The 13,128-nt window shown below is 69.8% G+C and carries 8 protein-coding genes; 5 read left to right on the top strand and 3 right to left on the bottom strand.

The window, feature by feature from the left end:
* Window positions 1-23: 23 nt before the first annotated feature.
* Entirely contained in the window at window positions 24-458 is a 435-nt protein-coding gene (locus ACQ3HE_RS10785; RefSeq protein WP_430892721.1) for a hypothetical protein, read from the bottom strand.
* Window positions 459-551: 93 nt separating this feature from the next.
* Window positions 552-1,856, bottom strand: coding sequence for an alpha/beta hydrolase (locus ACQ3HE_RS10780; protein WP_430892719.1), 1,305 nt, complete (start codon window positions 1,854-1,856; stop codon window positions 552-554).
* 184 nt (window positions 1,857-2,040) lie between these two features.
* On the opposite strand from ACQ3HE_RS10780, the gene ACQ3HE_RS10775 reads away from it, so the two are divergent.
* Window positions 2,041-3,432 (top strand): glycine--tRNA ligase, encoded by a 1,392-nt coding sequence (locus ACQ3HE_RS10775; protein ID WP_064295424.1) that lies wholly within the window; start codon window positions 2,041-2,043, stop codon window positions 3,430-3,432.
* Window positions 3,433-3,528: 96 nt separating this feature from the next.
* Here ACQ3HE_RS10775 and ACQ3HE_RS10770 read toward each other — a convergent pair whose 3' ends face one another.
* The gene (locus tag ACQ3HE_RS10770; protein WP_430892717.1) at window positions 3,529-4,272 is read right to left on the bottom strand and encodes a dienelactone hydrolase family protein; all 744 of its coding nucleotides are present in this window, start codon (window positions 4,270-4,272) and stop codon (window positions 3,529-3,531) included.
* A 251-nt stretch (window positions 4,273-4,523) separates the two neighbouring features.
* Here ACQ3HE_RS10770 and ACQ3HE_RS10765 point away from each other — a divergent pair, with 251 nt between their 5' ends.
* The 4 genes from ACQ3HE_RS10765 to ACQ3HE_RS10750 are packed head-to-tail and all read left to right on the top strand — an operon-like array spanning window position 4,524 to window position 13,067.
* On the top strand, window positions 4,524-9,227 hold the full coding sequence (locus ACQ3HE_RS10765; RefSeq protein WP_430892715.1) for a type I polyketide synthase: 4,704 nt from the start codon (window positions 4,524-4,526) through the stop codon (window positions 9,225-9,227).
* Window positions 9,224-11,380: an MMPL family transporter gene (locus ACQ3HE_RS10760; protein ID WP_430892713.1), complete on the top strand. Its 2,157-nt coding sequence runs from the start codon at window positions 9,224-9,226 to the stop codon at window positions 11,378-11,380. The genes ACQ3HE_RS10765 and ACQ3HE_RS10760 overlap by 4 nt, the downstream gene beginning before the upstream one ends.
* Window positions 11,381-12,388 (top strand): nitroreductase family protein, encoded by a 1,008-nt coding sequence (locus ACQ3HE_RS10755; RefSeq protein ID WP_430892711.1) that lies wholly within the window; start codon window positions 11,381-11,383, stop codon window positions 12,386-12,388. It begins immediately after the preceding gene.
* Complete coding sequence (locus ACQ3HE_RS10750; RefSeq protein WP_430892709.1) at window positions 12,381-13,067, top strand: 4'-phosphopantetheinyl transferase family protein; 687 nt, start codon at window positions 12,381-12,383, stop codon at window positions 13,065-13,067. Before ACQ3HE_RS10755 ends, ACQ3HE_RS10750 begins: the two co-directional genes overlap by 8 nt.
* Window positions 13,068-13,128: the final 61 nt, after the last annotated feature.

Here is a 13,128-nt window from a genome sequence, read left to right as displayed (position 1 = left end):
GTGCATGGCCCGCGAGCGACCGGTCACCGCACCTCGGGGGGCCGGGAGGACTCCACCGCTCGGTTCGCGATCGCCCGGTGCCGTGCCTGCCCGATCAGTGATTGGGTGTAGCCGACGCGGTTCATGGTGTCGTGTCGGGCGAAGTCGGTCGAGATCGGGACCTGCTCGGTGTAGGTGTACGGGCCGGCCTGGACGTTCACGGAGACGAACCCCGAGACACGCCTCTCCTTCGCGAACAGGAACAGCAGGCTGAGGAAGAAGAACCAGATCAACACGATGACCAGCACGATGGCCCACGCCGGGGTGTGGGTGGTCGTCGAGGTCTGATCGCTCGACGTCACGTTGACGTCCGCGAGTGGCCACGTGCCGGCGGGTGTCATGATCACGTCCTCAGTGACCCTGATGTTGCCGATCTGGACGAGGAGGGGCTGTGGCATCGGCGGGAGCGGGGTGGTCATGGGCATCGACCATAACCAATCGGTCCAGACCGCCGCCGAAGTTCTCCACAGCCCACGATGGAGTGGAAGCCGGGTCGCGGAGCCCCGTCCCCGTCACGGTCGTTGGAGACCGATCCGCGGGTAGAGCGCACGGAGCGTCTGGTCCAGCCCGCCCGTGAGCGAGCTGGCGCCGTGGTCGCCACCCGGTATCGCGAAGGTCTGGACCCTCCAGCCGGCCGCCGTCGCGGTGGATGCGGCGCGCCGCATCATGTCGGTGTAGACCGCGTCCGCCGTCCCCGCGGAGAAGAACGCCTCGGTGTCGGCGTACGTCGTCTTCGCCATGATGGTCGCCGGTTTGATCGCGTCGTACGCGTTCTGGTCGCCGTTGAACATCACGCGCAGGTTGTCCGCCGGGAGGCCGGCTCCGGGATACTCCTCGCCCGAGACACTGACGACGTTGCCGAAGGTCTGCGGGTACTTGGCTCCGTAGTAGATCGCACAGCTGCCGCCGGCCGAGTACCCGGCGACCGTCCAATCCTTCGGCGACTGGAGGATGTGCAGGTTCGCCTTCGCCCAGGGGAGGACGTCCTGCGTGACGTAGGTCTCCACCTTCCCGTACCGCCCGTCGATGCACAGCGGATCCACCGAGGGGTCGCCGAGCTGGTCCACGACGAGCGCGATGGGGGCGAGCCCCTGGTGGTCGGCGGCGATCGCGTCGAGCGCCTCGCCGATCCACTTCGCGTCGGGGTCACCCGGTTGTCCCATCATCATGAGGACGAACGGGAGCGCCGGGGGATCCTTCACGAGTGCGGCGGGTGGGTAGTAGACCTGCGCCGGGCGGGCGTTGAACCCGGAGTTCGTGTTCGGGATCCGGTCGCCCGTGGGAAGCGGGCCGAACCTGCCTGTCTTCGGCAGATCGGCCGGCGGCTTCCACGTCTCGTACAGCGGGCGGGCCGGATCGCCGGTGGGCGTGCTGGTCGGCGTCACGAGGGTGATCGGCTTGCCGTTCTGGACGTGGAACATCGACCCGAGGGTGGTCTGGACACCGTACGCGCCGTTGACGCCCAGCGCCGCGGTGGCGCCGAAGACGAGGGTGCACGCGACGGCGATGACGCGCCGCTGCCATGAGACGCGCCAGCAGATCGTCAGGACGGCGAGCGCGATGCCGGCGAAGACGCCGATCAACCAGGGCTCCGCGGAGCGGATCAACGGCCCGCCGAAGAGGTTGAGCACGTCGAAGACCAGCCACACCGTCCCCAGGGCGAGGAGCGCGCCGGCCAGGAGGGCGATGGCTGCGCTCAGGTACCACAGCAGCCCGGACCGACGGATGACGAGGTACAGCAGGCCGGCGATGCTGAGCCCGTCGAGCACCCAGACGAGTGGACCGTCGATGACGTCGAGGTTCCACAGCCAATCCATCGATGCTCCATCCTGCGTACCGCGATGGTTGTCAGGCTAAGTGGCCGCCCTGAGCGGGACAAGGGCCGTTGGGCGTCCTCACGGGCTCGCCCATAGGATTGAGGGGTTCCGGGAGCGGGCGCCAGCCAGGCGTCAGCACCGGAAGGTACCGCCGCATGGCAAGCGGCACGGAGGATCCACACCCATGGCAGAGCAGTCCCATCTCGAGTCCGTCATCACCCTGGCCCAGCACCGCGGCTTCGTCTTCCCCTCGGGAGACATCTACGGCGGCACGCGGTCTGCGTGGGATTACGGGCCCCTGGGTGTCGAGCTCAAGGAGAACATCAAGCGCCAGTGGTGGAACGCGTTCGTCCGCGGCCGTGGCGACATGGTCGGTCTCGACTCCGCCGTCATCCTGCCCACCCCGGTCTGGGAGGCGTCCGGTCACGTCAAGGTCTTCAGCGACCCGCTGACCGAATCGCTCATCACCCACAAGCGGTACCGGGCCGACCACCTCTTCGAGGCGTACGAGGCCGAGCACGGCCACCCGCCGGAGAACGGCCTCGCCGACATCCCCGACCCCGAGCACCCCTCGAAGGTCGGCCAGTGGACCGAGATCCGTCAGATGTCCGGCCTCCTGAAGACCTTCCTCGGCGTCGTCGACGACGAGTCCGGTCTCCACTACCTGCGTCCCGAGACCGCCCAGGGCATCTTCACGAACTTCGCGAACGTGCTGCAGACGGCCCGCAAGAAGCCGCCGTTCGGCATCGGCCAGATCGGCAAGGCGTTCCGCAACGAGATCACGCCCGGTAACTTCATCTTCCGCACCCGCGAGTTCGAGCAGATGGAGATCGAATTCTTCGTCGAGCCCGGCACGGACGACGAGTGGCAGCAGACCTGGATGGACCTCTGCTGGGCCTGGTTCATCGACCTCGGCATGACGCCCGACAACATCCGTTGGTTCGAGCACCCGCAGGAGAAGCTGGCGCACTACTCGAAGCGCACCGTCGACATCGAGTACAAGTTCGGCTTCGCCGGAAGCGAGTGGGGCGAGCTCATGGGCGTCGCGAACCGCACCGACTACGACCTCAAGGTGCACGCCGAGCAGTCCGGCAAGGACCTCAGCTACTTCGATCAGGCCAAGAACGAGCGGTACATGCCGTACGTCATCGAGCCGTCGTTCGGTCTGACCCGTGCGCTCATGGCCTTCCTCGTCGACGCGTACGAGGAGCAGGAGCTGCCGCCGAACGCCAAGGGCAAGATCGAGAAGCGCACCGTGCTGCACCTCGACCCGCGTCTCGCGCCCGTCAAGGTCGCCGTGCTGCCGCTGTCGCGCAACGAGGCGCTGTCGCCGCTCGCCCGCCAGATCGGCGACGAGCTGCGCGGCTCGTGGAACATCGACTTCGACGACTCGGGCGCGATCGGCCGCCGCTACCGTCGTCAGGACGAGATCGGTACTCCGTACTGCGTGACCGTCGACTTCGACTCGCTCGAGGACAACGCCGTGACGGTCCGCGACCGCGACAGCATGCAGCAGGAGCGCGTCGCCATCGACGAGCTGTACGCCTACCTCGCCACCCGCCTCAAGGGCGCGTAGGCCTCCGTCGTTTCACCCGAACGCCCGCTCGCCCATGTTTGGGCGAGCGGGCGTTTCTTCGCCCAGAAACGGGCGAACGGACACGGATGGCTCGGGCTAGGCGTTGCCGAGTGAGGTGTCGAGGAACGCGAGTGTCTTCACCCAGGCGTCGGCGGCCGCGTCCTCGCGGTACGTGATCGTGTTGGTGTCGTTGAAGAAGGCGTGACCGGCGTCGGGGTAGACGGTCGCGGTGAACTCGACACGCGCGTCCTCCATCGTCGTGGTCAGCTCGGGCAGGCTCTGCATGAGGCCCTCGTCCTGGTCGCCGTAGAACGCGAGGACGGGGCAGGCGATGCTCGTCACGGCCTCGGGCTCCGGCGGGTAGCCGTAGAACGGGACAGCGGCGCGGATGCGGCGGTCGGCCGCGGCGAGCGCGAAGCTGTAGCCACCACCGAAGCAGAAGCCGACGACGGCGACGCGGCCGTCGATCCCCTCCTCGTCGAACAGGGCGTCGACGGCCTCCCCCAGGTACCCGAGCGCCTCCTCGGCGTACTCGGGCGACTTCGAGGCCGAGAGCTTCTCGCGCAGCTTCGGCTGTGCCGCGGTCCTCGTCGCCTCGTCGCTGTTGAAGACGAGGCTCTCCAGCTCCGCACCGATCTCGGGCGTGACGCCGGCGCCACTCAGGATGTCGGGTGCGATGACGAGGTACCCCTCCGCGGCGAACCGGTCGGCGACGTCGGTGATGTGTGGGACGAGGCCCCAGATCTCGTGGATGAGCACGAGCCCGCCGCGGAGCTCGACGCCCTTCGGCGGGTCGGCGCGGTAGGCGGTGAGGCCCTTGGTCAGCGTGATGGTCGTCATATCGCCAGTGTTCCAGCCGACCCTCCGCACCGGCTGGGGGTTGCGCTGCCTCGCGAGTTATCCACAGATTCCGAACGAGCATCCGAACTGATGTTTCAGATGACTACAGTCGAGCTGTGGCGTGCCCACGGGCCGGCTCTCCTCACCGCGAGGTGGCCCCTGGACCTCGACCCACTCCGCTCGGAGTCGTCGACATGCCGACCTGCCCCCTCGTTCCATCCGCGATCAACACCCTCGGAGGTTCTCTCGTCGTGCCCGTTCGACCACTCGCCATCGTCGGCCTGTCCGCCCGCTTCGGTAACGCGGCAGACGCCCACCAGTACTGGCGCAACATCCTGGCGGCCCGACGCAGCGGCTCCGCCGTCCCCCGCTCGAGATGGGATCACGCCTCCTTCTTCGCGCCGCACGACCCCCGATCGGTGCATCACGCCTACTCCGACCAGGGGTCCTTCATCGACGGCGTCGAGCAGTTCGCCGCTCGGCACTTCCGCATCCCACCCAGTCGCGCGCACGCGATGGACCCGCAACATCGCCTGCTCCTCGAGGCAGCGCGAGCCGCCTGGATCGACGCCGGGTTCGAACGTCGTCGCATCGACCGGTCGTCCATCGGCGTCTTCGTCGGGATGGCTGCGAACGATTACCGCGAACTCTCCTCGCTCCGCATCCGGGCGCAACTCCTCGGCGACGACTCGGTCCACGCGGAACACGCCGGCCCCGACCTCACGGCGGCGATGGGCGCGCGCGTCGCCGGTGTGCGCCCGTTCCACGCGTTCTCGATGCCGGGATGCCTGCCCAACATGGGGCCGGCGCTGGTGAGCAGCACGCTCGACCTCGGCGGCCCGAGCTTCGCGGTCGACGCCGCGTGCTCCAGCAGCCTCGTCGCGCTCCACCAGGCGATCGCCGCTATCCGGTCCGGGCAGTGCTCGGCGGCGCTCGTCGGCGGTGTCAACCTCAGCCTCGTCCCGGACGCGATGGTCGCCTTCTCGCGGATCGGCGCGCTGTCACGAAGCGGGGTGTGCCGGCCGTTCGACGGCGATGCCGATGGATTCCTCCTGGGCGAGGGTGTCGGCATGATCGTCGTCAAACCGCTCGAGGCCGCCATCGACGACCATGACGACGTCTACGCGGTCATCCGCGGCTCCGGGGTGTCCAACGACGGCCGGGCCGAAGGACCGATGACGCCGACGACGGACGGACAGCTGGCAGCACTCCGCCGGGCCTACGAGGACGCCGCTGCCGACCCCGCCGACCTGGGCGTCGTCGAGGCGCACGGCACGGCCACCCCGGTGGGTGACCGCACCGAGCTGGAATCGCTGGCGGCGCTGCGTCGTCTCGGGGCATCGCCGCGCCGGACCGCCACGGTCACGGCGGTGAAGGCGCTCGTCGGACACACGATGGCGGCGGCCGGGATCGCCAGCATCGTCAAAGCGGCACTCATGGCGAGGCATCGGGTCGTCCCCGGGCAGCCCCAGCTCCGTTCGACGGCCCACGCCGACGCCCTCCGCGACGGCCGCCTGGAGCTCGCCTCCCGCACCGCCGAACCGGGCGACGACGGTCTGGGGCTGATCGGCGTCAGCTCGTTCGGGTTCGGCGGCACCAATGCGCACGTAGTGCTCGAATCCCCGCCGACGCGAGCGGGTCGAGTCCGTCGGCGTGCCGCCGGGGGACCGGCCGACGAAACGCTCCCGCACCTGCTCGTGTTCTCGGCCGCCGACCCCACGCTGCTCGGCGAACACCTCCGAGCGGTCCTCGCTGTCCTCGAGGCCGCCGACGCACCGTCCATCGCCGGCCTCGCACGGACCTTGAGCTCCCGGTCGCTCGCGAGCACCCGTCTGGCGATCGTGTGCCGCACCGCCGCCGAGCTGATCTCCGGGCTGTCGGCCGCCGTGGAGCAGCTCGCTAGCGGAGCCACCGGGGCGATCTCCGCGGACGTCTGCAGCGGTGTCCGTGTCGACGAGGCCGCTCGGCGGATCGCCTTCGTCTTCCCCGGGCAGGGCAGCCAGACACCGCGGATGCAGTCGGACCTCGTCGACCGGTTCCCCGCCTTCCGCACAGCGGCCGAGACCTTGAACGAGCAGGTGCTCGACGAGACCGGGGTCGATGTGCTCGCGGCGCTCTCCGCGGCCGATGCCGACACCCCCTCCGGAATCGACCGTCTCACGTCCACCGAGGTCTGCCAACCCGCGCTCGCGGTGACGGCGATCGCCGCCGTGGCGCTGTTGCGCGAGATCGGCGTGGAGCCCGACCTCGTCATCGGGCACAGTGTCGGCGAGCTGCCCGCCATGGCGACGGCGGGCGCGCTCGATGCGCCCGACGCCGTACGGCTCGCCGCGGTCCGCGGACACCACATGCGGTCGGCTGCGACGCGATCCGGCGACGGCATGACGGCCCTCGGCTGCGACGCCGAGCGGGCCGCAGCGCTCCTCAGTGGTATCGACGACGCGTGGATCGCAGCCGCCAACGACCCCCGGCAGACGGTGGTGAGTGGAACCGGCGAGGCCCTGCGCACCGTCGCGGAACGGTGCGTCGAGCACGGGGTGTCGACCCAATCGCTGCGCGTCGCCACCGGGTTCCACTCGCCCCTGCTCGAGCCGATCCGGCCGGCCCTCGTGGCGGACCTGTCGCGATTCCGACCTCGCGCGCCGCAGGTCCAGCTCGTCTCCACCGTGACGGGCCGCACGGTGGAGACGAGCGAGGAGCTGGGCCGTCAGCTCGAGGAGAACGTCTTCTCCACGGTGCGGTTCCGCGAGGCGATCGAGTCGGCGTCCGCATCCGACGTCAATGTCTACGTCCAGATCGGTGGAGGTTCGGCACTGCTCGGGTCCATCCGACGCTCCCTGGGCGATGCGCCCGACGTGCACGTCATCCCGAGCAGCGCGTCGGCGCCGGACGACGCGTCGACCTTCCTCCGACTCCTCGGTCGGCTGACGGTACTGGGGGCCGACCTCGACCTGGCATCGCTCGTGCCACCGGACACCGCGGGTGTGGCGCTGCCGATCGCGCCGCTGCCGACCGAGCCGTACTGGGTCGTCCGACCGGACGCAACCGCCCCGACGACCACACCCCGAGAACCCACATCCGAACCGCACCGACCACCCTCCCCCGTCGAACAGGATCCCCACTCCATGCACCACAACCCCCGCGATCTGCCGTCCTCCCCCCTCGCCGGACGACCGTCGGCAGGACCGTCGATCCAGCCGCGAGCCGCCGACGCCCAGGCCGACCACCTGCCCGGACTGCTCGCCCTCATGAACCGCCAGCTGAGCCTCATCGAGGGTTCCGGGCAGGCCGGACGTGCGCCCGCGTCGACGGATCCGTTCGGTTTGTCAACGGAACCCGGCTCTCCGCAGGCGGAGGTGGTCGCACGGATGGGTCTCGCAGCCTCCCGGTCGCATCGTGCGGAGTCCGACGCGGTCATCCTCGGCATGGTGTCGCGCATCAGCGGGTTCCCGCTGGACCTGATCCGGCCGGACATGCACCTCGTCGAGCAGCTCGGATTCGATTCGCTGATGATGCGTGAGCTGATCACCCAGCTGCACACGGAGTGGCCATCGCTGCCGACCCCCGCCCAGCTCGGCGAGCGCTTCGCCGGGCGGCCCACGGTGGAGCAGGTGCTGGACGGCGTCGGGTCCCTGCTGCACCCGTTCGCCGAGGAGCCGCAGCACCGGCTCCCGCGGGTCGAGACGAAACCAGTGGCAGCCGCGTGCCCTGCGCCGGTCGACCGCCCGACCCGATGGACCGAGGCCGACGCCCGCATCGAGTGCTTCCCGGAGGCGGTCGCCATGCGGGAACGCCGGCAGCAGACGGACCGCAATCCCTACTTCCTGCTCCATGAGGGGATCATCGACGCGACGACGACGATCGGCGACGCCCAGCTCGTGAGCTTCTCGAGCTACAACTACCTCGGTGTCACCGGCCACCCCGTGGTCGCCGAGACGATCGCCGACGCCGTGGCCCGATACGGCAGCTCGGTGTCCGCCAGCCGGTTCCTGTCCGGTGAGCGCCCGATCCATGCCGAGCTCGAGCAGGAGCTCGCCGACCTCCTCCAGGTGGAGTCCGCGCTCACCCTGGTGAGCGGCCACGCGACGAACGTGAGCGTCATCGGGCACCTGGTGGAACCGGGCGATCTCATCGTCCACGACAGCCTCGCGCACGACAGCATCATCCAGGGGGCGAAACTCTCCGGAGCCACCCGGCGGTCCTTCCCCCACAACGACCTGAGCGCGCTCGACGACCTTCTCGGCGCGATCCGCGGCGGGTTCCGCCGAGTCCTCATCGTCGTGGAGGGCGTCTACAGCATGGACGGCGACCTCGTACCGCTCCCGCAGCTCATCGAGCTGAAGCGGCGGCACGGCGCACTGGTGCTCATCGACGAAGCGCACAGCATCGGGACGGTCGGCGCGAACGGGGGCGGGGTCGGCGAACACTTCGGTGTCGACCGCTCGGACATCGACCTCTGGTGCGGCACGATGTCGAAGTCGCTCGCCGGATGCGGCGGCTACGTCGGTGGCACCGCCGCCGCGGTCGACTACCTCAAGTACTCCGTGCCCGGGTTCGTGTACAGCGTCGGCATCACCCCGGCGAACGCGGCTGCGTCACTCGCCGCCCTCCGGCTCATGCGCGACGAGCCCGAGCGACTCAGCCGCCTGCGGCAGAACGCCGACCGCTTCCGCGAGACGGCCCGGGCCGCCGGCATCGACATCGGCGACAGTGCCGACTCGCCCGTCGTGCCGTGCATCGTCGGCAGCTCGGAACGGGCACTCGCCCTGGCGACGGCGCTCTTCGACCACGGCTTCAGCGTCAACCCGATCCTGTACCCGGCCGTGCCGGACGACCAGGCGCGGCTCCGCTTCTTCATCACCGCGGAGCACACCGCCGAGCAGATCCAGCGGGTCGTGGACATCACGGCATCCGAACTCAACCGCATCACCCACGACATCGAGGTATCCGCATGACGAACCACTCCAGAACGACACCCAGACGACGGGCGGTGATCACGCTCCTGATCGGCCTGGTGTTCGCGATCGTGGCGGGCATCGCGGGGGCCGACGTCCTCGACAACCTCAAGACGGGAGGGTTCGACGACCCGCAGTCCGACTCCGTGGCCGCAGCGGACGTGCTCGCCGACCGGTTCCCGGGCAGCGACCCGAAACTCGTCCTCGTCGTGGATGTCTCCGACGGACTCGACAGCGCCGCAGGCAGGGAGGCGCTCGACGACATCGTCGGCGCTGTGGACGACGTGGACGGCGCCAGCGTCACCGGCTCCTACGCCGACGCGGAGCAGCTGCGGAGCGACACCGACCGCGGCGTCGTGCTCGTGGCGCTCGCCGGAGACGAGGACACCGTGCAGCGCGCGACCACCGCGCTCCGCGGGACGATCACCGACGAGGTGACGTCGGCCACGGTCCGGTTCGGCGGCATCGCGGGGATCAACGACGACCTGAACGCGCAGGTCAAGACGGACATCATCGTCGCGGAGACGATCGCCATCCCGATCACCCTCGTGCTGCTGTTCTTCGCGTTCCGCGGTGTGGTGGCCGCGCTGCTGCCCGTCGGCGTCGCGGGCGTCACGATCCTCGGTTCCCTCGGCCTGCTGAACGTGGTCGCGCAGCTCACCTCGGTCTCCCTGTTCGCAGTCAACCTCGTCACCGCGTTGGGCCTCGGACTCGCCATCGACTACTGCCTGCTGTTCCTCACCCGCTATCGGGACGAACGCTCGGGCGGAGCCACCGACGAGGAGGCGTTGCGGATCGCTCGGCGGACGACCGGCCGGACCATCGTGTTCAGCGGCGTCGTCGTCGCCGCGGCGCTCGCCACGCTGATGCTGTTCGACCAGTACTTCCTGCGCTCGTTCGCCATCGCCGGACTCGTCATCGTGGCCTGCTCCGTGGTGGGCGCGGTCGTCCTGCTGCCCGCAGCCCTCACCCTCCTAGGGCGCCGGATCGACTGGGGCCGTCTGCGCTCGCGGCGCCCGGCCGGGGCCGAGGGTCGATTCTGGTACCGGGTGGGCGACCACGCGTATCGCCGTCCGTGGTTGGCGGTGCCCGTGATCGCGCTGCTCATCGCCATGGCCGCGCCGTTCGCGCACGCGGAGTTCGGGGTACCCGACGAACGAGTGCTCCCCGCCGACGCCGAGAGTCGTGTCGTGGCGGACATCATGCGGTCCGACTTCGACGTCGCCGAGGCGGACGCCGTCTCCGTCGTCACCGAGGACTGGGCGGGGACGGACCGCGAGCTCGAGGAGTACGCCACCGGACTCTCCTCGATCGCGGACGTCGAGGCCGTCACGACGTCCCTCGGCAGCTTCGTCGACGGACGACTCGTCGTCCCGGCCGACGCGCGGACGGAGCAGCACTTCCGTGACGGTTCGGCGCTCTGGCTGCAGGTCGCGACCGACGTCGTCCCGTACTCGCCCGAGGGCTCGGAGCTCGTCCGCGACGTCCGTGCGGTGGACCCTGGAGCCGGCTCTACCGTCCTGGTCGGTGGGCTCGCGGCGCAGATGATCGACATCGGTGACTCCATCTCGGCGCGTCTGCCGTTCGCCGCCGCGGCCATCGCGCTCATGACGCTGATCATCCTCTTCCTGTTCACGGGGAGCGTGCTGCTCCCGATCAAGGCGCTGGTGCTGAACGTGGTCGGGCTGGTCGGCATCCTGGGCGTCATCGTGTTCCTCTTCCAGGACGGCAATCTGTCGGACGTGCTCGGCTTCACCCCGTCGCCCATCGCCATCTCGATCCCGATCCTGCTGTTCTGCATCGCCTTCGGACTCTCGATGGACTACGAGGTGTTCCTCCTCGCGCGGATCCAGGAACGGTTCCGTGCCACGGGCGATCTCGCTGAGGCGGTGCGGAGCGGGCTCGGTGCGAGCGGCCCGATCATCACGGCCGCTGCGGCGATCCTCGCGGTGTCGTTCTTCGCCATGGCGACCTCCGGGGTGTCGATCATCAAGATGCTCGGCATCGGTACCGGTATCGCGATCCTCATCGACGCCATCCTGATCCGCGGCGTGCTCGTCCCGGTCTTCATGCGCGTCGCCGGACGATACAACTGGTGGGCGCCGCGGTGGCTCGCGGCGGTCCACCGTCGCATCGGGATCACGGAGGGCTGAATGGACGCGCGGTTCAGAGGCCTGTCGGCCGATGACGACCTCTCGGCGCTCGTGTCCGAGGCGGCTCGTGCGGCGAACGCCCACAACACGCAGCCGTGGGGCGTGGACTGTCAGGGCGACGAACTCGTCCTCCGCCGGGATCGCACTCGCACCCTCGGCGCGAGCGATCCGCGAGGACGCGACACGATGCTGTCGTTCGGGGCGTTCGTCGAGTCACTCCTCATCTGTGCGGCGTCGGCCGGTGTCGGACTGCGCTTCGAGGCCTCCACCGGCGGTGACGCGGAGACCGATGAGGTCGGCCGGTTCTCGCGCCACCCGGAGGGCTACCAGACGACGTTCTCCTCGGCGGACGTCCGTGGACGACGCGTCTGGCGAGGGCGATGGCGGGACGGCGCTCCTCCGCCCGACGTCCTCACTGCGGCCGCTGCGGAGGCGGAGCGTGCGGGGTTCCGGCTCGTCTCGATGCCGACCCGGGACGCCCGTCCGTTCCTCATCCGAGCCAACCGGTGGTTCTTCGGCGACGCGGCGATCGTCGCCGAGCTCCACCGGTGGACCCGCCTGTCGCCGCGCCACGCCGACTACGGCGAGGACGGACTCAACGACGCGATGCTCGTGCTGTCGAAGGTCGAACGAGCCGGCCTGCGGATGCTGATCAGCCCGCGGGTGTTCCGCGCGCTTCGCGGCGTCGGGCTGCCCGGGTTGTTGGCGAGGATGTCGGCCTCCGCGACCCAGGGCTCCGGCACCGTCCTCGGCGTGGTCAGTCCCACCGAGGCTCCACAGGAACTCGCCGCTGGGCGACTGCTCACCCGGCTCTGGCTCGGCTTCCAGCGCCACGGCCTGTACGTGCATCCCCAGAGCGCGCCGCTCGACTGTCCGGAGACCAGAGCCATGCTCGAAGAACGCTGGCAAATCGCCCGGGACGAGCAGCTCGTCGCCTGGTTCCGGGTCGGCATCCCCGCCTCCCACCCCGCGGCGCGCGTGGCGTCCCCGCGTCGGTCGGGTGGCTGAATCCGCAGCCGCGGTCGTCGACGCTCTCCGGATGCAGGTGCCGTCGGGCGTCGTCGTCTCGGCGTCCGTCGGCACCGCACCCGGGCCGTTCGGGGACCGTCCGACTCAGGCTCTTCGGAGCACCGAATCCCGCTCGGTGCGCGACTGCGCCAGGGCGGCACTCGCGACGCTCGGCCAGCGCTACGCGGACATCCCGACGGGGGAGGGTGGGCAACCGGTCTGGCCGACCGGCTTCGTCGGGAGTCTCTCGCACTGCCCCGGTTTCACGATCGCAGCCGTCTGTCGCGTCGGTGTCGCGAGTGCCATCGGGATCGACGTCGAGGTGCACCGGCCCGTCCGTCCCGCCGTCGCGGCGACGATCGTCTGCGGGAGTGAGGAGTCCATGCTCACGCGGCTCGCCTCGAGCCATCCGGCCGTCGCGTGGAGCGCCGTGTTGTGGAGCGTCAAGGAGAGCGTCTTCAAGGCGTGGTACCCGCTCACCGGCCGATGGGTCGACTACACGGCGTGCGAGGTGGTGATCCACCCGGATCGTGGGTCGTTCGATGCGCGGGTCGTCGCGCCGGCCGGCCCGACAGAGTGTTCGACCATGCCGCGGGCCTTCGCCGGCCGGTGGTCGGTGGTGGGCACCCACCTCTGCAGCGTCGTCATCGTCCCGGCCTCGCAGCGACAGGACGGGTGATCGGCTGATTCGGTCGGCGCGGGTACCGTTGAGGACGATGTCGTAGACCGCAGGAGGAGGG

The sequence above is a fragment of the Plantibacter auratus genome (assembly GCF_050587365.1).
In the GTDB taxonomy this organism is placed as follows: Bacteria; Actinomycetota; Actinomycetes; order Actinomycetales; family Microbacteriaceae; genus Plantibacter; species Plantibacter auratus.
The sequence above is the reverse complement of the archived record's forward strand: the minus strand, read 5'-3'. Positions and strand labels throughout refer to the sequence as shown.

Excerpts from the sequence above, each read along its gene's own strand:
- ACQ3HE_RS10775 (WP_064295424.1), top strand. The coding sequence starts at position 2,041 with ATGGCAGAGCAGTCCCATCTCGAGTCCGTCATCACCCTGGCCCAGCAC.
- ACQ3HE_RS10760 (WP_430892713.1), top strand. The coding sequence starts at position 9,224 with ATGACGAACCACTCCAGAACGACACCCAGACGACGGGCGGTGATCACG.
- ACQ3HE_RS10785 (WP_430892721.1), bottom strand. The coding sequence starts at position 458 with ATGACCACCCCGCTCCCGCCGATGCCACAGCCCCTCCTCGTCCAGATC.
- ACQ3HE_RS10780 (WP_430892719.1), bottom strand. The coding sequence starts at position 1,856 with ATGGATTGGCTGTGGAACCTCGACGTCATCGACGGTCCACTCGTCTGG.
- ACQ3HE_RS10770 (WP_430892717.1), bottom strand. The coding sequence starts at position 4,272 with ATGACGACCATCACGCTGACCAAGGGCCTCACCGCCTACCGCGCCGAC.
- ACQ3HE_RS10755 (WP_430892711.1), top strand. The coding sequence starts at position 11,381 with ATGGACGCGCGGTTCAGAGGCCTGTCGGCCGATGACGACCTCTCGGCG.